Annotated in this window: 18 protein-coding genes; 7 read left to right on the forward strand and 11 right to left on the reverse strand. The window is 39.4% G+C overall.

Annotation, left to right across the window (positions count from 1 at the left end; all coding sequences use genetic code 11):
• Nucleotides 1-13 precede the first annotated feature (13 nt).
• Nucleotides 14-1,255 carry a transcription termination factor NusA gene (nusA, locus tag KZC02_RS25805; RefSeq protein WP_221391295.1) on the reverse strand — a complete coding sequence of 414 codons (1,242 nt, stop codon included), beginning with the start codon at nucleotides 1,253-1,255 and terminating at the stop codon, nucleotides 14-16.
• Nucleotides 1,256-1,342: 87 nt separating this feature from the next.
• A complete protein-coding gene (rimP, locus tag KZC02_RS25810) occupies nucleotides 1,343-1,825 on the reverse strand; it encodes a ribosome maturation factor RimP (RefSeq protein ID WP_221391296.1) in 483 nt (160 codons plus the stop codon).
• Nucleotides 1,826-1,995: 170 nt separating this feature from the next.
• Here rimP and KZC02_RS25815 point away from each other — a divergent pair, with 170 nt between their 5' ends.
• The gene (locus KZC02_RS25815; RefSeq protein ID WP_221391297.1) at nucleotides 1,996-3,099 is read left to right on the forward strand and encodes an endonuclease/exonuclease/phosphatase family protein; all 1,104 of its coding nucleotides are present in this window, start codon (nucleotides 1,996-1,998) and stop codon (nucleotides 3,097-3,099) included.
• A gap of 135 nt (nucleotides 3,100-3,234) precedes the next feature.
• Here the strand turns inward: KZC02_RS25815 and KZC02_RS25820 are convergent, their stop codons facing one another.
• Together KZC02_RS25820 and KZC02_RS25825 are read right to left on the reverse strand one after the other, a co-directional pair.
• Nucleotides 3,235-3,591, reverse strand: coding sequence for a DUF4907 domain-containing protein (locus tag KZC02_RS25820; RefSeq protein WP_229253803.1), 357 nt, complete (start codon nucleotides 3,589-3,591; stop codon nucleotides 3,235-3,237).
• Between the two features lie 6 nt (nucleotides 3,592-3,597).
• The gene (locus KZC02_RS25825) at nucleotides 3,598-4,617 is read right to left on the reverse strand and encodes a kelch repeat-containing protein (RefSeq protein WP_221391298.1); all 1,020 of its coding nucleotides are present in this window, start codon (nucleotides 4,615-4,617) and stop codon (nucleotides 3,598-3,600) included.
• 651 nt (nucleotides 4,618-5,268) lie between these two features.
• Here KZC02_RS25825 and KZC02_RS25830 point away from each other — a divergent pair.
• Nucleotides 5,269-6,585: a DUF4270 family protein gene (locus KZC02_RS25830; protein ID WP_221391299.1), complete on the forward strand. Its 1,317-nt coding sequence runs from the start codon at nucleotides 5,269-5,271 to the stop codon at nucleotides 6,583-6,585.
• Between the two features lie 79 nt (nucleotides 6,586-6,664).
• On the opposite strand, the gene KZC02_RS25835 is transcribed toward KZC02_RS25830, so the two are convergent.
• From KZC02_RS25835 to KZC02_RS25865, 7 genes are all read right to left on the reverse strand, one after another.
• On the reverse strand, nucleotides 6,665-7,567 hold the full coding sequence (locus KZC02_RS25835) for a bestrophin family protein (protein WP_221391300.1): 903 nt from the start codon (nucleotides 7,565-7,567) through the stop codon (nucleotides 6,665-6,667).
• A 198-nt stretch (nucleotides 7,568-7,765) separates the two neighbouring features.
• The gene (locus KZC02_RS25840) at nucleotides 7,766-10,918 is read right to left on the reverse strand and encodes an efflux RND transporter permease subunit (protein WP_221391301.1); all 3,153 of its coding nucleotides are present in this window, start codon (nucleotides 10,916-10,918) and stop codon (nucleotides 7,766-7,768) included.
• A 61-nt stretch (nucleotides 10,919-10,979) separates the two neighbouring features.
• Complete coding sequence (locus KZC02_RS25845; protein ID WP_409014222.1) at nucleotides 10,980-12,107, reverse strand: efflux RND transporter periplasmic adaptor subunit; 1,128 nt, start codon at nucleotides 12,105-12,107, stop codon at nucleotides 10,980-10,982.
• 30 nt (nucleotides 12,108-12,137) lie between these two features.
• Nucleotides 12,138-13,448 carry a TolC family protein gene (locus KZC02_RS25850; RefSeq protein WP_229253804.1) on the reverse strand — a complete coding sequence of 437 codons (1,311 nt, stop codon included), beginning with the start codon at nucleotides 13,446-13,448 and terminating at the stop codon, nucleotides 12,138-12,140.
• Between the two features lie 130 nt (nucleotides 13,449-13,578).
• Nucleotides 13,579-14,232 carry a TetR/AcrR family transcriptional regulator gene (locus KZC02_RS25855; protein ID WP_221391304.1) on the reverse strand — a complete coding sequence of 218 codons (654 nt, stop codon included), beginning with the start codon at nucleotides 14,230-14,232 and terminating at the stop codon, nucleotides 13,579-13,581.
• 213 nt (nucleotides 14,233-14,445) lie between these two features.
• Entirely contained in the window at nucleotides 14,446-16,176 is a 1,731-nt protein-coding gene (locus tag KZC02_RS25860) for a sodium:solute symporter (protein WP_221391305.1), read from the reverse strand.
• Nucleotides 16,173-16,316 (reverse strand): hypothetical protein, encoded by a 144-nt coding sequence (locus KZC02_RS25865; protein ID WP_221391306.1) that lies wholly within the window; start codon nucleotides 16,314-16,316, stop codon nucleotides 16,173-16,175. The genes KZC02_RS25860 and KZC02_RS25865 overlap by 4 nt, the downstream gene beginning before the upstream one ends.
• Before the next feature lie 46 nt (nucleotides 16,317-16,362).
• On the opposite strand from KZC02_RS25865, the gene KZC02_RS32640 reads away from it, so the two are divergent.
• From KZC02_RS32640 to KZC02_RS25880, 5 genes are all read left to right on the forward strand, one after another.
• Nucleotides 16,363-16,485 carry a hypothetical protein gene (locus KZC02_RS32640; protein ID WP_255637026.1) on the forward strand — a complete coding sequence of 41 codons (123 nt, stop codon included), beginning with the start codon at nucleotides 16,363-16,365 and terminating at the stop codon, nucleotides 16,483-16,485.
• Nucleotides 16,486-16,735: 250 nt separating this feature from the next.
• Complete coding sequence (locus KZC02_RS32155; RefSeq protein ID WP_229253805.1) at nucleotides 16,736-17,254, forward strand: hypothetical protein; 519 nt, start codon at nucleotides 16,736-16,738, stop codon at nucleotides 17,252-17,254.
• A complete protein-coding gene (locus tag KZC02_RS25870) occupies nucleotides 17,187-18,437 on the forward strand; it encodes an alpha-L-rhamnosidase C-terminal domain-containing protein (RefSeq protein ID WP_229253806.1) in 1,251 nt (416 codons plus the stop codon). Before KZC02_RS32155 ends, KZC02_RS25870 begins: the two co-directional genes overlap by 68 nt.
• 22 nt (nucleotides 18,438-18,459) lie before the next feature.
• A complete protein-coding gene (locus KZC02_RS25875; protein WP_229253807.1) occupies nucleotides 18,460-21,273 on the forward strand; it encodes an alpha-L-rhamnosidase in 2,814 nt (937 codons plus the stop codon).
• 1,559 nt (nucleotides 21,274-22,832) lie between these two features.
• The gene (locus KZC02_RS25880; RefSeq protein ID WP_221391307.1) at nucleotides 22,833-23,015 is read left to right on the forward strand and encodes a hypothetical protein; all 183 of its coding nucleotides are present in this window, start codon (nucleotides 22,833-22,835) and stop codon (nucleotides 23,013-23,015) included.
• Nucleotides 23,016-23,017: the final 2 nt, after the last annotated feature.

The raw sequence follows: 23,017 nt of genomic DNA on the forward strand, positions 1-23,017 counted from the left end.
TCCAAATTATATATTATTCAAATTCTTTACGAAGGATATCCAGAATTTCTTCCACGGTCGCCTCTTCCATATCCGTCCGCCTTACAAGTTCTTCTTTATTCAGTGCAAGGACACTTTTTGCAGTATCCAAACCAATTTTGTGCAGTTCACTGATCATCCAGGCTTCAATTTCATCGCTAAATTCCGAAAGATCTACATCCTCGTCATTATGCTCTTCAATATCTCTGAATACATCAATTTCCATTCCAACCAGCTTACCTGCCAGCTTAATATTCTGGCCGCCTTTCCCGATTGCAAGAGAAACCTGGTCAGGTTTTAAAAACACCGAAACGCGCTTTGTGTCACGGTCGATCTGCATAGAACTTACTTTTGCCGGACTAAGTGCCCTGCTGATCAATAATTCCAGGTTATCAGTATAGTTGATAACATCGATATTTTCATTTCCAAGCTCACGAACAATTGAATGGATACGTGACCCTTTCATTCCGACACATGCTCCAACCGGATCAATTCTGTCGTCGTAAGATTCTACTGCTACTTTTGCACGTTCCCCTGGTTCACGAACAACTCTTCTTACCGAAATAATTCCATCATATATCTCAGGAATTTCAACTTCAAACAATCTTTCCAGAAAAACAGGAGAAGTTCTCGAAAGGGTAATTTTTGGAGAACCATTGTTCATTTCTACTTTATGAATGACCGATTTCACGGATTCACCCTTACGGAAACGATCCTTGGAAATTTGCTCAGTACGGGGAAGGGAAAGTTCGTTTCCTTCTCCATCCATGATAATTACTTCGTGGCGCAAAGTCTGATACACTTCTCCGGTGATCATTTCACCCACCTGATCTTTGTATTTTTCATACATAATCTCTTTTTCCATATCCTTGATCTTTTGGATCAAAGTCTGGCGGGCAGTCTGAACAAGCCTGCGTCCGAATTCCACAAGTTTAACTTCTTCGGCAACTTCTTCGCCTACTTCAAAGTCACTTTGTATTTTTCGTGCTTCAGCAAGTGGAATTTTATTGTAATCCCATATATCTTCCGAGTTATCGTCAACAATCTCGCGTGTGCGCCACATTTCAAGGTCACCGCTTTCAGGGTTGATGATCACATCAAAATTATCATCGGTACCGTATTTTTTGCGAATCATTGTGCGAAATACTTCTTCCAAAACACTGATCATCGTAGGACGATCAATATTTTTAGAACTTGCAAACTCGGCGAATGATTCAATTAATATTCCGCTATCCATTGTTATGTTAAAGAATATTTGCTGATACTAAGTTAAACATATTATATAATTGATTACAAATCAGAAAATGATTGTCTGGTATGTAAGTTATTTAAAAGTGATTTCAATCAAGGCTTTTGAAATATCATTTCTGGTGATTTCTTTCAAAAGTGATGCTTCATCAACAGGTATTTTTGTTTTCTTCTTTGGCAAGGGCAATTGTAATTTTACAGTTTCCTCATTCGCATCTGTCAAAGTACCGGAAACAACTTCACCTGTTTTTAAAGTAACCTTCAAATTCCTTCCCAGGTTCTTTTGAAACTGGCGCAACAGAATAAGGGGCTGATCCAGACCAGGTGAGGATACTTCGAGTGTATATGCTTCTGAAAAAACTTCCAGTTCTTCAAGCTGTTTTGCTAATCGCCGGCTTATTGAGGTGCATTCCTGGATAGTAATTCCTTCATCGCTATCAACCAGAATGGTTATTTTTTGACTTACCTTGGAAGGTTTGAAAATGATATCTACCAGAAAAAAGTTGCCTTCCTCCAGCATTGGGTTGAGCAAAACTTCTAAATGTTCTTTTATGGTCATGTATGGCTTACTGCAAATAAAAAAGGGGATTAAATACCCCCTCAATCAACCGATCAAACTTGAATTATGATGCAAAGGTAAAACTATTTTATCATTTGTACAAGTTATGATTAATGAACTAAATTGAAACTGTTGTTCTATTTTTGCAAATGATTTGAAATACATGCTCCATGAAAAGAATAAACGGAATTTTCTTATTTTTTTATAAATGTTTTGCCCTTTATACATTAGTCGTTTATGCCCTTCTGATTTGGTTTCCATTTAAAGACTGGTTTTCAGGTTTTATCATGATGACTTTTCCCGTTGTCATCTTAGGTCATTTGTTTTGCCTGATTTCCTCTTTGTTGACAAACAGGCTAAATATTGTTCTTCCACTTGTACTGCTTGCAGTAGGATGTATTTTTTTACCAAGAACATATTCAATTCATTTCAATAAAGATGACGAAATTGATAACCGGAAAAAAACATTCAAAGTTATGAGCTATAACGTTCATGTATTCAGGCATAATTCGGACAACAGTTCCGATGAAGCAAAGACCGAAATCAGGGATATGCAAAAATGGATATCTACTTCTGGTGCTGATGTACTGTGTATGTTTGAATATTTTAGCAGACGTAAATCATTATTGTTTAATTCGAACAAAATTTTTGAAAATAATGGCTACAAACACGTGGCTTACCTGAATAAATCCGGTTGGAACAGACCTGAAGACTATTGGGGCCTCGTGATCTACTCCAAACTGCCAATTACCGCAGTTCAGGATACACTTTTTATGGCTCAGAATGGTATGATCAGTGCGGATGTGAAAGTAGGTAAGGACACCGTCCGAATAATTGCATTGCATCTCTTTTCCATGACCCTGAAGCTAGATGCATTAAGCAGTCAGCGAACACTTAAAGGACTATGGAAAGAGGGTAAGGATAATGCAAAACGAATAAAGACAGGGTTTATAAACCATGCAGATGAAATGGATATTCTGGAATCATGGATAAATGTATCTCCTCATCCTGTTATAGTCTGTGGAGATTTTAACGAAACCCCGTATAGTTATGTCTATGGCAAAAGCAGGTCTTTGCTTGCCAACTCGTTTGAGGATAGAGGGAAAGGATTTGGATTTACATTTAACGGACTTCCTTATTTTATCCGTATTGATAATCAATTTTATAACTCAGATAAAATCAATCTCCTGAATTTCAAAACAATCAATAACGTACATTATTCTGATCACTATCCGATTTTAGGAACCTACCAGATCAAAAGTAAGGTTGAATAATTGTTAATGGTCAATTTTCAATTGATAAACCATTTTCAATCCCTTTAGCTATATCCTGTAATGCAAAAAAAGCCCGTTAAAAGGGCTTTTTTTGCATTACAGGAAGTATTAAAAATTAACAATTGCAATTAGCCCTTAATAATTAACCTTCATGCTATCAAGCTCAAGTGCCGTAATGGTAGGTGGGAAAATTCCTTTTTCTAATTTGTGAATAACCAGCCTGCCTGTTTTTAACGCGAGATCCTTCGTCTGAAAACCTATTTTACCGGAAACACCCGGAATATACAATTGTTCGATAATGGCTGTTGTATCGGCATAGATCCGGTATCCCCAACCCGTTTCTCGTTTAAACGCCTCCACCTTCAAATTGCGAAAGCCTTCGCTGTTCTGGCTTTCATTTCCATTGGGTATACCCCTGAAAAAAACGAAAGCTAAAACTGCAAAGGCTATAAGGCAAATCAGAATAATTTTATATTTATTTCTAATTTTCACTATATCTTAATTGTCATCATCATTTATGGCAGCAGTAGGATCGAAGGCCCAGAAATCATCTGTATTGACAGATCCGCTGATACCTGTTCCGATGTAACCTGTTGTGCCCAAAGTGAACCCGCCTGCATAACCTCTTGCACCTGGCACAAATGGAGCAACTGATACCCATGTATTTGTTCCCGGTGTATATTCCCATACATCCGATGCACCAGAACCACCTACTATATATGCTTTTTCATTAAGTACCAAAGTGAATGAGAATGAACGTGCGGTCAAATCATCATTTGTGTCTTCCATTAATGACCATGCACCTTTTCCGCTATTGCCGGTTGGATCAAATTTATACAAATCTCTTGTAGCAGCACTTGAATTGTTTTGACCGAAACCTACATAAGCTACACCTCCAACTGTGAAAGCATTGGCACCCCTGCGTTTTCCACCAGTGAATGTAGCGACCTCAGACCATGTATCTGTTGTTGCATTGTACATGTGGAAATCCTGATAAAAACCACTTCCGTTATATCCAAGGCCAACATATGCTTTGTCACCTACTACGAACGCAGACGCATACTGACGCGTTGCAGGGAAATCAGCAACAGCAGTCCATTTGTTGGTTGCCGGATCAAATTGATAGAAATCTTTTTTGTAAGCCAGATCTACAACTGAATTTGCATCATATCCTGTTCCAACGTAAGCTTTGCTTCCAACAACGAACGCTACTGCATCCTGTCTGCCGGTTCCTGCGAAGTCTGCAACCTGCGACCAGATTTTACCTGTTGCGTCGTAAGACCAGAAATCTTTAACTCTAGATATGGTTTCATTTGTATAACCTGTACCAATATATCCTTTTGTACCAATTACAAAACTTACGGCATGACTTCTGGCAGATCCTCCAAATGAAGGGATTCCTGATTTATACCAGTTTCCCAGTTTGTCAGCGTCTACATCATTATTGCAACTAAACTGTACGAGTGAGGCAGAAGCAACGAGAAGAGCTAATGAGGCCTTTTTTAAAGTATTAAACATGAAAAAATTATGGTTTGACTAATTGTTACAAATGAATTTATGCTGCTTGTTCTTAATTCTGAAATAAAAATGACAATGAAATGTTAACGCTTTGGAGACATATTTTCATCAAATTTTCTGCAAACATAACATCTTGAACCTGCTAAGAGAAATTATATAATTACTTTTTGCATAAAAGTTATATTTCAGTCCGGATTTTTTAACGCAAAAATGCCCCGGATGTTGTTGGAAATAATCTTTTTAAAGGCTTAAACAACGATTTATTCTTTTTTCTCAATCACTTTTTCTTCTGAAATACAATTCGTGTTTTTACGTTTGTTTTTTAAGTTTTGCCACTTTCCGGGTTTTTTATGCGTACTGGAAAATAATTAAAACTTGTATTTAAAAGATAAAGAGGCAATTATTCCTGATTCATTGCCGTTTGTCTGACAGAATTATTAACCTTTACGTCCATTACCGGGATTATGTTGCAATGAACCGGATATTGATAAATTTTGCTCATAATGTTTAATTCATGTTGTAATTAACGTTACATCTGATAATTTTGCACTTTTACTGTTCTTGCCTTAAATGAAATTTATTTCTTTTTCTTTCAAAACGTTTTCTCCAGCTGTCCAAAACTTTCTGGTTATAATAGGTCTAAGTGTTTCAATGGCATCATGCCAGTGGGGAGACGAGATTGTATCGCTGGTTCAGCCAAACCCGGATGATTTCACCGCTTTATTTACTGATACCACTACGGTAAAGCTTTCAATCGTTGCACCTGATTCTGTTATGACAGGTTCATCCAGCAGAATATTTGTCGGAAGATTTGCAGATCCCTATATGGGGAAAATGCATGCTGCCTCGTTTTTTCAACCTACTTTGGATGCAGCAGTTAGCCTTGCAGAAACAGCGGTTTACGATTCGCTGATATTGGCTCTGCGTTATGACGGCTATTATTACGGGGATACTACCAAATTAATGAATTTGTCAGTTCATGCATTAACAGAAGATATTCTGGATAAAAATGTGTATTTTAACAATTATTCAACTCCTTATGATGCAATTCCACTCGGTAAAATAAGCCTTTTACCACGGCCGCGTACACCGCATCGGGTGGTAAAGATCAAGCTTTCAAATGTATTGGGTAAAAAGGTATTTGATCTTGCAAAAGGTAATTTGCTAACAACCAATTCGGATTGGATTAATTTATTGAAAGGAATTACTGTACTTCCGGGTGCTTCAGATAATGGCGCAGTAGTAGGATTTACATACTACCAAAATGACAGTACTGGTATACAATTGCATTACCATAATCAAGGTATTGACGCGATAACCAAGGATTCGGTTACATTTAATGTAACAGCATTATACAACCAGGTCGTGGGCGACAGAAGCCAGACTGTTTTAGCCAAATTGCCAGGACGACGGTATTCTTTGCCAACATCTCAAACAGGGGAAAAAGCATTTATTCAGGCCGGACCTGGAATTATGACGCGGGTAGACCTGCCTAGTATACGGCAACTTAAGGACATTAAATATACCTACGCTAACCGTGCATATTTACGGATAACGCCATTGAACCAATCAGCTGCTGAACAGTTTAAAGCACCCTCAACGCTCTATGCGTATTACTGTGATAAAAATAACGAATATTATTCTGGTAGCACCGGGTTGCCGCTGGCCGTAACCGACCTTGCTAATGGTGCAGTTAGTGCGCCTTTAGTTAATGATATGCTAAACAATACACAGTATTATTTGCTTGATTTAAGCGCTTATGTAAGCACAATTCTAAGTAGTGATTCTGAGGAAGCAGCTGGCCTGCTATTGCGATCGGCACCATTTACTGGTTCTGTTACTTATCCTGATGCCAATTCGGAATTTACTAAAGGATTTCACCGCCTGGTGTTTGGCAGCCAGAATAACCCAACGGACAGGGGAGTGAAACTTGAATTATATTACACTGTTGCAAAAGGGAATCAGTAAGTTATACGATACATTATTTTAAAAGCGGATCGGGAATTATTTTGAAGGATATTCAAAATGTTCCCGATCTGCTTTTTATTTACATTACGTAACCATTTTTCGGCAGGATCTTATCGGGAATATTAGGCTCCTCGATAATCTGAAGCAGATTGATTTCAATGGTTCTGCATAAAGTTGTCATGGGTGTATCATTTGCCCCGTTTTCAAAAGGGTTTTGCATCACATAGGAAATGTTTTCAATATAAAAGAACAGAAAAGAAATAACGAAGGTGATCGGGATGGCAATACGTCCTATGCTGTCTATTAGCCCCATTGGAAGTATAATCGTAAATATGAAAATGTTCAAATGCAGAAAGAAACTATACTGGGTTGGAAATATGGTATTTTTAATTCTTTCACATTTTCCCATAGCATCGCACAAACGGGTAAGTGTACCATCCAGGGCCTGAAATAATATATTGTCGATTTCTCCCCGCTGATAAAATTCCGTTAGTCTTAATTGCATCAGATGCAAAATAGCATTGGGAATATTATCGTGGTCTTTGACAAATAAAAGTTCCTCCTCGTTTAAATACAAAGCCGCCATTACAAGAACAGGCTCTCTCCTGAGTGTGTTGCACAAGGCATAACACCATGCGATCTGTAAATGCGCCAGGTTCTTCACTGCTTCGGCTTTATCTTTGGCTTCAGGATTAATGAAAGAAATGGATTGCCTGATTAACGTACGGCTCTCATTCACTATTTCGCCCCAAACCTGCCGTGCTTCCCACCAGCGGTCGTAAGCAGAGTTAGTCCGGAAACCTAATAAAAGTGACAGAGCAGTACCTAAAATTGAAACAATAGAAATGGGGAAAACCAGAAAGTGCCAGTTTTGGTATTGATAGAGATAAAATACAAGCGAGGCATAAGCGGTAACAGCCACAACACCCAGCCAAATGCTTCGGAGCAGTCGCCAGATTGAAAAAACTTGCTTAACGTACATGTTTCAGTAATATGAGTTATTAAGAGGTCAGGAAGATAATACAACAGGCTCTAAGTTTAAAGATATAATTTCAGAGTTAAAAATCAGACTGTTTTTGAGACTAGGTTATCCATATTGTAGGAGAGTGGTGCCTATAAATCAAAAGAAGCACAGAACCCGCGTTCTGTGCTTCTTTTGATACTAAAAAATATTTTTCTCTTATATTCTGGATTCTCTTTCCTGGCGTCTCAGTTTACCTTTGGTTGCGAATTTTTCAATTGCTACAAAAAGTACAGGCACCACAAAGATAGCAAGAGAAGTAGCTGCAAGCATACCTCCAAATACTGTCCAGCCGATCGTTTTACGGGATTCGGCCGCTGCCCCACTTGCGAAGGCTAATGGCAGTACCCCAAGGATAAATGCTAGCGACGTCATAATAATTGGTCTTAAACGAAGCTTAACTGCATCCAGGGTTGCATCAACAATAGGCATTCCGCCATCGACCCTTTCCTTGGCAAATTCCACAATCAGGATCGCATTTTTGGCTGCAAGCCCGATCAGCGTTATAAGCCCGATTTGAGCATAAATGTTGTTTGTCAGGTTCGGAAGGAAAGTAAGTGTCAGGATCGATCCGAATGCACCGATAGGAACCGCGAAGAGTACCGAGAATGGTATCGACCAGCTTTCGTATAAAGCGGCTAGGAACAGGAATACAAAGATAATAGAGATCGCAAAGATGGTGGTTGTACTGTCACCCGCTTTTATTTCTTCACTGCTCATCCCGGAAAATTCATATCCGTAACCGGCCGGAAGTGTTTCTGCCACTTCTTTCAATGCTTCAATCGCTTGTCCGCTACTGAATCCAGGTTTCGGAGAACCGTTAATTTCCACCGCACGATAAATATTATAGTGAGAGATTAAAGCAGGGTTTTCTACCAGCTTGCTCGTAACCAATGCACTTAACGGAATCATATTTCCTTCACTGTTACGTACATAGAATTTATTGATCTGATCCAGATTGGAACGGAAACTACTGTCTGCCTGTACCATTACACGGAAATTCCGTCCGTAAAGGTTGAAGTCATTCACATAAGTACTACCAAGTAAAGTAGACAAAGAACTGAAAACATCATTGACCTGAACACCCAGTTTTTTAGTTTTATCACGATCTACATCAATCTGGTAACTTGGTGTTCTTGCATTAAAGAACGTATAGGCAAAACCAATTTCAGGACGTTTATTTAAAGCACCCAAAAACTGCTGGGTAACGGCTTCGAATTTTTTAATATCATCCGTACTGGTCGTTTGCTGAAGTTCAAAGGTGAAACCGGCGGTCTGTCCCAAACCTGGAATAGCGGGAGGTGCAATAGCCAGTACACGCGCTTCTTTTATATCGCCTGTATTTTTCTGGATCTGTGCAATTACCGCCTGTACGTGATGCTCTGCACCTTTTCTATCTGCCCATGGCTGCAAACTTACAAACATGGTTCCAACATTGGATTTGTTCGAAAAGCTGATAACGTTAAGTCCTGCCAAACCACCGACCGTTTTAACTTCCTTGATTGCCGACACACGTTTCATGATGTCTTTAAGCATTTGAATGTTTCGTGTGGTAGACGCAGCTTCCTGCATTTCATACGTAACAAAAAGACGTCCTTCATCTTCAACCGGAATAAATCCTGATGGTTTATTTTTGAACAGGAATACCAACCCGACGATCAGGCATATCATCATGATAATTACATACGGAGTTCCTTTGATCCATTTTGATACACTACGGGTGTAAGAATTGGAAAGTTTATCAAACCATCTGTTGAAACGGGCAAAGAATTTTTCAAGTACATTCTTTTTCGCATCAGCCGCTTTGGTTGGTTTCAGCATAATTGTACACAATGCAGGTGTAAGAGAAAGCGCAACAAATGCAGACAAAAGAACTGAAACCGCTATGGTAATGGCAAACTGCTGATAAAGCCGTCCAACAATTCCCGGAACAAAACTAACCGGCACAAACACCGCTGCAAGAATCAATGCAATGGCAATTACAGGACCTGAAATTTCACTCATCGCCTTGACCGTTGCTTCACGCGCAGACATTTTATGATGGTCAATATTATGCTGTACGGCTTCCACTACCACAATCGCATCATCCACCACAATACCAATTGCCAGTACAAAGGCAAATAAGGTCAGTGTATTGATCGTAAAACCGAAAGGAATAAAGAATATAAATGTTCCGATCAATGAAACAGGTATCGCAAGGATAGGAATTAAAGTTGCGCGCCAGTTCTGAAGGAAAAGGAAAACCACGATAACTACCAGGATCATTGCTTCGGCAAACGTATGAAGTACTTCTTCGATGGATACCCGTACAACCGATGCAGTTTCTACAGGTATTACGTAGTCAATGTCTTTCGGAAATGTTTTCCTCATTTCACCAAGCGCTTTCATTACACCGTCGTACGTATCCAATGCATTTGCACCCGGGGCCTGATAGATCAGGATAAATGCAGCTGGTTTACCATTCACAAATGCATTACTGGTATAATCAAATTTACCCAGTTCAACTCGTGCAATGTCTTTCATGTAAACTACACTTCCTTCAGACGGTGAAGAACGTACAATAATGTTGTCAAATTCTTCCTTGGTATTTAACCGGCTGTTTGTTAAAACACTGTATTCAAAACTTTGCTGGTTCGGCTGTGGATTACCACCAATTGTACCGGCTGCTATCTGAAGGTTTTGCTCTGCCAATGCAGCTGAAATATCAGACGGTGTCATTCGCAAAGCCGCCAGTTTTTCCGGATTCAGCCAGATACGCATACCAAAGTCATCCGCACGTGAAACGATATCACCCACACCTTTTACACGCTGTATTGCATCTTTCAGGTAGATATTGGCATAATTACCAATGAACTGTGAGTTATGTGTTCCTTTTGGCGAATAAAGAGCCAGGGCGATCATGATACTTGGCTGTCTTTTCCGAACTGTAAGTCCGAGTCTTTTTACAACATCAGGAAGAGCAGGTTCTGCCACACTTACACGGTTTTGTACGTCCAGTGCGGCAATATTTACGTCAGTACCAATGTCAAACACCACGTTGATGCTGCTTTGTCCGCTACTTGTACTGTTACTCGACATGTAGCTCATCCCAGGAGTACCATTCACCTGCGTTTCAATAGCGGTGGTAGTTGTTTGTTCTACCGTCTGGGCGTCGGCACCGGTGAAGTTACCGGATATCGTAACCGTTGGCGGTGTTACATCCGGATACTGCGCTATGGGTAATGTTGTTAATGCAATAAGCCCAACCAAAACAAGCACAATCGATGTAACGATTGCCATAATGGGCCTTTTAATAAAAATATCTGCAATCATTTTTTTTGTATTTAGAGGAATCAGTAGGAGTGGAAATTTTAAAAGCCAGCATCCCGTTTATCTATTTTGCTGCTGGCGCACCCGCAGCCACAGGAGCAGGTTGCGTATTGATCGTGGCGCCTTCACGTAAGTTCTGGACACCTTCCACTGCGATTTTTTCGCCTTCTTTCAATCCCTCTTTTACAATAATATTGTTGCCGATCGCCTTGCCAAGTACAAGTCTTCTCTGGCTCACTTTACTGCTGTCTCCTGCAACATAGGCAAAGAATTCACCTAATTGTTCTGTCACAGCTTTGTATGGAATTACGACTGATTTAGCTGATGAATTGTTTAGAACGCGCACTGAACCCGTCATGCCTGAACGAAGGACATTGTCATTATTAGGAAAAACTAGACGCGCTTTGATTGTACCTGTCTGTGGATCAACGGCTCGGTCAAGTAATGTTATTTTTCCGGGATATGGGTAAATGTCGGTTCCGAAAGCAAGTGTAAAAGTTGAATCTTTCGATTTACTGCTTTTTAGAAGATTAGTAAAACGGAATATTTCTTTTTGATCCACATTAAAATCAACAGCCAGCTGGCCGTCGGATGAAACCGTGTTCAACACCGTTTGTCCCGCAGAAACCGCTGCACCCGGTTTTACCATTGAAATACCAATTGTTCCGTTAAACGGTGCAAATACTTTGGTATAACGAACATTGGTAGAAACAGCCGTAATATTTGCTTTTGCCGCATCTGCCTGTCTTTTAGCTACTTCAAGTGCAGCATCAGCATTATCAACGAGCTGTTTGGCAACGGCATCATTTTTATCCAGTTCGTGATAACGGTCTGCATCTTTTTGCGCTTTTACCACATTTGCTTCCTGTACATTCAAATTGGCAACAGCCTGTTCATAATTAGCAGAATACAATTGTGCATCGATTGAATAAAGCAATTGCCCTTTTTGTACTTTGGCGCCATCCTGGAAATGGATAGACGTTATAAAACCTGTTACCTGAGGCCTAAGCTCAACCTGGTTTAATGCTGTAACACTGGCAGGATATTCGTCGTAATAAGCAGCATCCATTGTTGTTACTTCCTGCAAGGTTACATTAACCGGAGGCGGGCCTTGCTGTGCTGCCTGCTGTGCGTCTTTCTTTCCGCAAGAAACCAGTATTAAAACTGATAATGCTGCTGTATAATATTTCATTGTATTTGAAAACATGGGGATCAATGTAGTTTAATAATTAAATTGGCCTAGGGCTTTTTGTACGTCTATTTTATTTGCAAGAACCTGATAAAGTGCATTGTAATAGTTTATTCTGGCTAGTCGGAGGTCTGTTTCAGACGTAATTACTTCCAGGTAAGTTTTGATACCAGATTTGTATTGTAACTGGATCACATCATATACTTCCCGGGCCAGGTCCACATTTTCTTTTTGTGCCAAAAGATTAGCCAGACTGCCTTTGTAATATCCTAATGCATTGGCATATTCTGAGTTAACATTCATGTTAAGGCTCTTAATATCCAGATCGGTTCGTTTGATCTGCCACTCGGCAGAATTGATATTTAGCTTCCGTTTTCCTCCCTGATAAAGTGGTAATGCCAGTGTAACTGCTGCAAATGAGCTTGGGAAATTGTTTCCATAAAGTTCATTGAACTGGTTATTCTGGTAATTCAGGTTATAAGCCCCGTTTGCAGAAATGGTCGGCAGGAAACTCATTTTGTTATACTGAAGTTGGTATTCTAGTAATCTTTTTTGCGTACTAAGCAACTGATACTCAATTCTTGAAGCAACCTGAGGAGCCTGTAAAGTATCCAAAATCATTTCTCTTTCCATCTGAAGACTGTCGTATTTGATCTTCAGCTCGTTTTCCATCGGATAACCCATCAGAGATTTGAGATATTCAATCTTTCCCTTCAATACCTCTTCATTACTTTTCTTAGCTGCTCTGGTATTATTCAGCGTGATCATTGCCCTTTTGTAGTCAATTTTATCCGCAATACCAGATTTATACTGATTTTCGGCATCTTTCAGACTTCTTTCCAAACGAACTATATCTTCCTGAGAAACATCTATCTGCTGGGTGGTAGCCAAAACATCATAAAATGCCTTTGAAACATTCACGGCAACATCAATTTTATTAGCTGCTGTTGTTTGGCTTGCCTGCAAACGAACATCGCCTTTGGTCCTTTTTGCCAGAATGACATCCCTGTTAAAAATAGCCTGGGAAACCGTAAACTGGGCTGCCGAGGTATTTCCTACGCCCAGTTTAACAGGATTTCCTGCAATGATGCTGGTTGGCACTATTAAATTGTGCTGGAGACTATAGTTGAAATTGATCTGCGGATACCAGTCTGCCAGTTTGGTTTTGATCGTATTTTCAGTAACACGCTCATCGATAACAGACTGTTGTATGAACGGCTGGTTTTTAATTGCATACTGAACGACATCTTCCAGTGTCCCATCGTTTAATGTAGGCTGCCCGGAGCCATTTTGTACGGCCGTTGCTGTTGACTGTGCAAAAACCAGCACAGGCGCCAGAAGCATGAGGGAAAAATTTAATGCTAAAAACCTTATTGTTTTAGCGGTATGGTAAAAATGCATGTAAAAAAGAACGTTAATTTAAGAATAATGAAAATGGTGTTAATGGTAACTAAAATCAAATTGTTGTAGGACACTAACTTGATTCAACTTCGTTTAATTCCTCGATTAGATTCACCATGAATAATTTCCGCAGGTGGATACTTAATTTCTGTTTGAGGGAATTTTCCAGATCCTGCTGGGAAAGTGCGTGCAGATCGTGGAATTTTTTGTAAAAGGCCTGGGTACTTAGTGCCTGGTTAATTGTCCCGAACATGGCAGTTGACAACATAAAAACATCAATATCATTTCGAAATGTCCCGGTCTGCTGACCTTCTGAAATGAGCTTTTGAATTGCCTTTAAATTATTGGTTTTCAGTCCTTCCAGTAATTCTGAAATAATAGGTGTACGGTTATTTCCCGATAACTGCTCCCTCAATACGATATTGTGAAAGCAACGAGTGTCGACTAAGCGGTCAATTACACCGTCAATCATCAGGTTTACTTTTTGAATGGGAGACAGATCAAGATTGACCATCAATTCTTCCAGCCTGTTAATGAAATCTTCCGACCTGACTTTGAAAAGAGCTTCAATCAGCTTTTCTTTTGATCCGAAGTAATAGGATATCATGGACACATTGATATCTGCTTCCTGTGAAATGTCGCGGATAGAAGTTCCGGAAAAGCCTTTTTCGGAAAATAGCTTTTCAGCTACACCAATAATCTGTAATTGTTTGGGATTGTATTTCATTTTGACTTTTATTCAACATCATTGTAAGTAGAATGCCCTGATGCAAATATTACGTCAAATGTAGGTCTTTAAAAAAAGTAAATCAAACGTTTGTTTGAAATAATCAAACGGTTATTTGATAAATATTAGTTTATCTTTATTTAAGTATATATTTTTAAAATTTTGGCATTTTTTTGCCTGAATGAAATCGAATAATTAAAGGTAATGAATCCATTATGTCACCGGTAGATCGGTGGATATATCTGCTACCATGGCCTTTTTAGGTGCTTCCGGCCAGATTTTTTCAAGCAGCCACGCGAAAGAAATTACTAACACACAGCCAATTAAATTCAGCCATAAAAATGCTGTAAGATCTATAACATAACAGATTATCACGAAAATCTCACCAATGATACTTCCCCAGAAAACGGCACGTCCGCCAATATTTTTGAAGTAAAAAGCAACCAGAAATATTCCCAGGATCACACCATAGAACAATGAGCCCAAAATATTCACGGCCTCTATCATACTGCCGAGCCGGGAGGCATATTGAGCCACTGCAATACAGAATATTCCCCAAAAGAATGTAGCCCAACGGGATGCTGTCACGTAGTTTTCTGTATCGCCGTCTTTTCTGTAAATCCGTTTGTAAATATCGACTACTGAACAGGAGGCAAGTGAATTGTAAGCCGAAGCCACAGAACCCATTGATGCAAGAAGTATTACAGCGATCAGTAAACCTACCATTCCAACGGGTAAATAATCGGTTACAAAACGAAGAAAGATGTAATTGACATCATTCGTGTCTTCGCCATTTGCCTTGGATAAAAGGGTTTCAGCTTCTTTTCGGACCTCTTTTACTTCGGTTTCTATATTACCCAGCACGAGGCGTGACTTTTCAATTCCCGTTTGGTCATCTTTTTTTACTGCCTCACTTAAATCCATCACATGCTGGCGTTTGCCGGCCTGAATGATTTTGTGTTTGTTTTCCAGTTGCTGATACTGGGTGGCATATTCGGTTTTCTTTATTTTGTCAACAGCAGTCTGGTTAAAAAATAATGGCGGTGTAGTAAATTGGTAAAAAGCAAAAACCAGAACACCGACTAGCAGAATCAGGAATTGCATAGGGATTTTCAGCAAACCGTTCATGGCCAGTCCAAGCTTGCTTTGTCCCTCAGAACTTCCGGTCAGGAACCTGCCCACCTGCGATTGATCTGTGCCAAAATAGGAAAGCTGCAAAAAGAATCCACCAATAAGTCCTGACCATACATTGTAACGGTTATTGAGATTAAAGGTAAAATCGATCACGTTTGTTTTACCCATTTTCCCTGCCACCTGGAGTGCATCAGTAAATGAAATATTTTCAGGAAGGAATTTTACAACCATTATACCCGCTACGACCATTCCAATTGTAATAATGGCCATTTGCTGCATGTGCGTATGGGAAACCGCCCGGGAGCCACCGGTAATGGTGTAGATCATTACAATACTACCGGAAATAATATTGGTCCAGGTAATATCCCAGCCTAAAATGGCAGAAAGGATTAAAGAAGGTGCATATATGGAAAGTCCGGTTGATAAGCCGCGCTGTAACAGAAATAAAAAGGAAGTAAGCGCGCGCGTTTTCAGGTCAAAACGGCCTTCAAGAAATTCGTACGCAGTAAATATTTTTAGTTTATGAAATTTTGGTACAAATGTGATGCACAATACGACCATTGCCAGAGGCAGGCCAAAATAGAATTGTACGAACCGCATTCCGTCGGTGTAAGCCTGTCCGGGTGCAGATAAAAATGTAATGGCACTGGCTTGCGTAGCCATTAATGATAACGTAACGTGGTACCAGGGTAACGACTGACCAGCCAGCAGAAAGGAATTCATCGTTTGTTTTTCACGGCTGCGGTACATACCGTATGAAACGACAAAAATTAAAGTAAGAGAAAGTACAATCCAGTCAAGATAGCTCATTGAAAATGGGTCATGAATAAGTAAAACAAGAAAATAAGCAGGATCAGCGTACCGATCAGCATTGCATAAAGCTGTGGCCAGCTTTTAACAAATGGTGGAAGCCCGTCGCGATCCTGCGGCGTCTGGTCACTTTCATTCATGATAAGGTTGGGTCTTAAAAAACTGAAAAAATCTCAAATCTTAACTTTGGCAAAAATAGAACGCTTTTTAGATTGTTTTAGCATAAAAAGAGAGAATGATGAGTTTGGAGCTAAGAATGATGAGTTAGGAATTCGGAATGATGACATGAGAATTAAAAATGGTGAGTGAAGAATAATGGCTTAGGAGCAAAGTAATTCCTTGCCCATACTAAAACTCTAAATTCCTTACTCCCTACTCTAAACTTTAAACTCTAAACTCTAAACTCTAATCTCCAACTAGCAGGATACAACAGGCTAGTTTTGTGGATTTTAATCATTTATTTTCGGGGAATATTACAATTTAATTCAAAAATCATCTTATTGTGAAAAAAATATTTGCCCTTATCTGCTGTATTATAAGCTTTTATCCAACTTTTATAATGGCTCAGCAACTGCCTCCGATTTTTGATAATTCATTTGAGGACCAGAAGGATTCCAGAGTAAGGCAATATTTGAGTCCGAAACGTATCGTTTGGTCATCCGATAAAACCGGAACAAACGTAATAGATGCTAAAAATCTAATTAAAAAAGGAACCGGACAAGCTGATCTTGTACATCAGAACATTTGCAGGCTGGTCAGTACTTTTGATACAAGGCCGGGGATTATGCTTGATTTTGGGAAAGAAATTCAGGGTGGGATACAAATCGTAACAGATCAGCCTGCTAATCAGAAACCTATAAAAATCAGGATACGTTTTGGTGAATCGGTCAGTGAGGCAATGTCTGATATTGATACGATCCAGGGCGCTACCAACGACCATGCCATGCGCGATTTTATGATCGAAGTTCCATGGCTTGGCGTCATGAATGTAGGAAACACAGGCTTTCGTTTTGCCCGGATTGATCTCGCCGATCCTGACCGCGAGCTTCCAGCTAAAAGAAGTAAGGGCAATTTTTGAATATCGTGATATTCCGTATCTGGGTTCATTTAAAAGCAATGATGACCGCCTTAATCAGATATGGAACACAGGTGCTTACACGGTACATCTTAATATGCAGGAGTTTCTTTGGGATGGTATAAAACGTGACCGCCTGGTTTGGGTAGGTGACATGCATCCGGAAGTGATGACAATCAATACCGTTTTTGGAAAAAATGAGGTCGTGGCAAAAAGTCTGGACCAGGCACGTGACATTACGCCACTACCAGGCTGGATGAACGGAATCAGTGCTTATTCTATGTGGTGGGTTCTAATTCACCGGGATCTTTACAAAAATCAGGGAGACCTTGAATATCTGCGGCAGCAGCAAAAGTATCTGGTCGGACTTCTGGATTTACTTATTTCGAAAACAAAAGACAATAAAGAGAACCTGGATGGCGGGCGTTTTCTCGACTGGCCTTCCAGTGAAAACCCATTGGGCGTACATGCAGGCCTTCATGCCATGATGGTGATGACACTGGATGCAGGAGCGGAACTATGTACGATTCTGGACGAACCTGCACAGGCAGCAAAATGCAAAGCAACTTCTACCAGTTTGAAGTTATATGTACCGGATGCCAATAATTCCAAACAGGCAGCTGCTTTGCTGGCATTATCGGGACTGGTTCCGGCCGAAAAAGCCAATGCAGATGTAATTTTAAAAGGCGGGTGCGACAATTTCTCCACCTTCTACGGTTACTATATGTTACAGGCAAAAGCTAAAGCCGGAGATTATCAGGGAGCTATGGATTGTATCCGAAGTTATTGGGGTGGAATGCTGGATATGGGAGCAACTACATTCTGGGAAGATTTTGACCTTGCTTGGACCAAAAACGCAGCTCCGATAGACGAGCTGGTACCAGAAGGTAAAGATGATATTCATGGTGATTTCGGAGCATATTGTTATAAACATCTTCGCCATAGTCTTTGCCATGGCTGGGCTTCCGGGCCCACATCCTGGCTTACAGAGCATGTTCTGGGCGTGAGTGTTGTGGAAACAGGATGCAAAACAATACGTATCCAGCCTAACCTGGGTGATTTGAAATGGGTGGAAGGTACTTATCCCACTCCAATGGGCGTGGTAAAAATCCGGCACGAAAAGCAGGAGAACGGAAAAATTAAATCAACCATTGATGCTCCAAAAGGAGTAAAAATATTACGCTAAACGTTAAAATGTGCTCATTTTCATGAAATCCATTCTCTTTTTCTTTCTGCTCATTTTTGCATTTGATATGAGTGCCAAAGGTGTTAATCCGGTTTATCTGCGTTGTGAATACAAAGAAAATCCTGTAACAGACGTTTCAGCTCCGCGCCTTAGCTGGGAATTGACATCAGAAGAAAATAATCAGGTTCAATCTGCCTATCAGGTATTGGTAGCTACGTCCGCGGGTAAATTAACAGAGGAAAAGGCAGACTTGTGGAATTCGGGAAAGAGTGCCGGCAGAATGACGTCACAGATTGAGTATTCAGGTAAGCCATTGATTTCAAGACAAATATGTTATTGGAAAGTACGGAGCTGGGATAAAAATGGTATAGCTGGTGAATGGAGTAAGGTTGCTCATTGGGAAATGGGTTTGCTGGACAAAAAGGAGTGGAAGGGAGATTGGATCGGCCTGGACCTGGATCATCTTGGAAAAGGTAAAACGTATCATTTACCACCGGCTCCATATTTTAGAAAGGACATTAACATCAAATCCGGTTTCGTTAAGGCCAGATTATACGTGACAGCATTAGGATTGTATGAATTTTCAATCAATGGCAAAAAATCAGGCGATGCATTTCTGACTCCCGGCTGGACGGATTATGACAAGCGTGTTTATTACCAGGTTTATGATGTTACTAATCAGGTGAAAACGGGTGTGAATGCATTGGCTTCACAATTGTCTTATGGCTGGTACGCCGGATATCTGGGCTATTCTTTGTTAGTTGGAAACCCGGTGGTGCGTGCATTTTATGGAAAAGTGCCTTTGTTAAAAGCACAATTGGAAGTAACTTATGCGGATGGAAAAACCGAAACTTTCGTAACAAACAATCAATGGAAAGCCAGCAGTGGGGCTTTAATGGAATCGGATCTGCTGAATGGCGAAACATATGATGCCAGGCTGGAATTTACTAAATGGAATTTGCCGGGATTTAAGGATCAGCAATGGAAACAGGCAGAGGTATATCCTGATAAAACGGAGCGTAAAATTGAGGTATACCCCGGGCCTCCGGTAAAAATCACAGAAACTTTATTGGTAAAAAATACAATCAGCCGTCCCGGAGGAGCTTACATATTCGATATGGGACAAAACTTTGCCGGAATTATCCGTTTGCAGGTGAATGGCAGGGCAGGGGACACGATCCGTATGAGATATGGAGAAAAACTTTATCCGGATGGGAGACTTATGACCGAAAATCTTCGGATGGCAAGGGCAACCGATACTTATATATTGAAAGGTGCACCGGAAGGTGAGGTTTGGGAGCCAAAATTCACATTCCACGGATTTCAGTATGTGGAAGTAAGCGGTTTAAAAAGTAAACCATCTGCCAAAACGCTAACGGGACTGGCCATCGGTTCGGACACACCCAAAGTAGGTTCGTTTGAAACGGATAATAAGATGGTGAATCAGCTTTACAGTAATATTGACTGGACGCAACGCGCAAATTATGTTGATATTCCTACTGATTGTCCCCAGCGTGACGAGCGCGTCGGATGGACCGGAGATGCGCAGGTTTATGTAAAATCGGCAACTTTCAACCGCGATGTAGCTTCGTTTTTTACTAAATGGGTGGTAGATCTTAACGACGGCCAGTTTGAAAGCGGTGCTTATCCGCTGTACGCACCAACACCTAATCTCCGCAAAACCGACACATTTTCACCCGGCTGGATGGAAGCCGGAATCATTTGCCCATATCAGATTTACCGCTCTTATGGTGATACGCGTATGATCAGGCAAGGATGGAGCTACATGGTGAAGTTTATGGACTTTTTGGAAAAGCGGAGCAACGGAAATGATGTATTTAAGGAAAAGTCGTTTGAAGATATTGATCCAAAGGGTGGCTATGGTGACTGGCTTTCTTTTGGCAAAAAAACGCCACCGGATATGCTTGCATCATTTTATTATACCTATTGTGCAGATTTGATGGCTGAAATGGCAGGCGCGATAGGGAATGATGCAGATCAAAAACGATTTACAGAAATGGCTGGTAAAGTGCGAAAAGCTGTGTTAGCACATTATTCTGATAAAGATGGAAAATTAATATGTGATTCCGCAGCGTATGGAGATGGCAAAGGTTATGTAGACGGGCAGCTTGGCTTTACAGGAAGTACGCAAACGGCCTATGCCAATGCGATTTATATGAATATTATAAATGGAGAAAATAAAAAACAAGCTGGCCAATATCTTTCAGGCTTACTGACCCAAAATGGTGAAAAGCTTGCGACGGGTTTTCTGGGTGCCAAATCATTATTGCCGGCCTTATCTGCCACCGGTCATTCTGATCAGGCTTATAAGCTTTTTCTGAGCAAGGAATTTCCTTCCTGGGGTTTTGAAGTTGAGAATGGATCGACTACCATTTGGGAACGTTGGGACAGCTTCACCAAGGAAGATGGTTTTAAATATAATGCGGCTATGAATTCATTCAGTCATTATGCATTTGGTGCAGTTTGTGAATGGATGTTTGGGAATGCCGCTGGTATTCAGTTAACAAAACCCGGTTTCTCCGAATTCAGTATCCGCCCGGAAATCGCACCTGATCATTTGAACGGTCAAAGCATCAGCCACTTAAAAGCGAGTTATCATTCTGTAAACGGAACTATTCTTTCAGAATGGAAAAAGGTAGGGAACAAACTTTTAATAAAAGTAAAGGTTCCTGTAAACACTATTGCTACAATTTATATTCCGGCAGATACAGACGAAAAAGTTACCTTAAATGGCAAAAGTCTTGATCAGGACGCAAGGAATCCATGTGAAAGGAAAAGAGGAAGGTTACCTGGTTATTCACGCCGGTTCCGGTAATTATGCATTTGAGACGGGGTATTATAAGAGGTGATGTTCAATCAGTTCATGAATTTGTAGTATTATTGTGCTACCACTTTTGCTTTATTCTATAATAAATAGAATAAATTTGATTTTGGGGTATTGAAATTGCTTGGAATATGTTAATTTTGAACTATAAATTCAGGATTTTGAACTATAATAATTTATGCCTTGATATAAGTGAATCCATGGGACATTCAGTTTTGTACGAAAGTATTCTCTACAGGCGGTATTTGGTTCATTACTTTTAAAGTCAATAAATACTCTTGAAACTGCACTAAATTCGCTGGTTTTGGCTGATCAGATCCCACGTGATTTTAAGCTTTTAAAGATGAATTTTAACCTGAAGTTTTTGAAAAGTGGCTTTTTATGATTGGACATCATTTTTTAAATGAAGAATATCGTTAGTTAAACACGGATAAACTGCCATTTTCATTATTTGCGTATATAGATAATAGTTAATTTTTTCTCTGCTAATTATATGTACTTTGTTATAAATCAGTACGAAATTAATTTGTTGGAAAATAACGATTGACGAATCAAAAAGTGCTTTTATGCAATAAAAATGGCAAAAAAGTAATTTATCAAGTCGTTAGAATCATGAATCAATACTAGTACTAGAAACTATATTTATTGAATATTGAAAGTGTGTTAAATTGGTAATAAAAACCTTAGCTATAATAATTTAAGGTTGCGAACTAATTTTATAATTTATAAGCATTTTTAAAAATAGTAAATAGTATGGTAAGTATATTGAATGAAAACTTCCAGTAAATCTGCTTGAATAAGACTAATTTTTGTTAAATTATTCTCCATTTATTTCTATTATTGATATTTTCAAATCAAAACATATAGTGGGATTTTTTTGAACGAAAACAGAAGAGCCAGGGATAGTCAATATAAGATTATTACATTTTTTGTAAAATAATATTTATATGAAAAATCCGGTGTAAGGAAATCTATACTAATTTTGAAATCGGGATTGTAAATTCATAATCGTACCCGGGCATTTTATATTTAATATAAACTTTTTTAGATTTGGCTACAATGATCTGCTTTAAGAGATAATTTATATCGGGCTCAAACTGATCATTCAAAATTTTACATTCAGCGATTCATTGGATTGATAATCAGTTAAAAATAAGCCAGTAACTTATATAGGGATATTAGACAGGAACTTAGTATGCTTTCTAAGTCAGGATAAAACGCAATTTTTGGCATGTAGTAATGTGCCTGGTACAAATTGTATAATTTGATAGTTGGCCAGGCCGTTTTTTTGAATTTTTTTGATAATTAATTTAAAATTCGTGAAATTGCGATGAAATAATTTCTATAAACAGCCGTTTCAACTATACGTAACATAGAGGAATAATAACAAATCCTTTGTTTGCCAGTTTGCGATAGAGAGACTATTTATTTTTATTTTGTCTATCATGATAATAGATAATATTCAGTTCTTTTGATAAGGCCATAAATGTTTTAATAGAAGATTTACTATGATGACCGATAAAAGTTTAGGACAAACCCACATTATTTAGATGTTTTATGCCCGCTTTAAACGTCAATTTGTCCGTCTTGTTGGGATATTGTTTGCTTTGAAAGCTTATGGGTTCTTTTTGCCTTATGATAAGCTGCTGATTTTTTTAAGAGCAGAAGCATTATGGTCAAGTAAATTGTTGACTTGTGGCAGTTTTAAGCCAATTGGTCAGTCAAATATTTGAAC

The sequence above is a fragment of the Dyadobacter sp. NIV53 genome (assembly GCF_019711195.1).
Lineage (GTDB): Bacteria > Bacteroidota > Bacteroidia > Cytophagales > Spirosomataceae > Dyadobacter.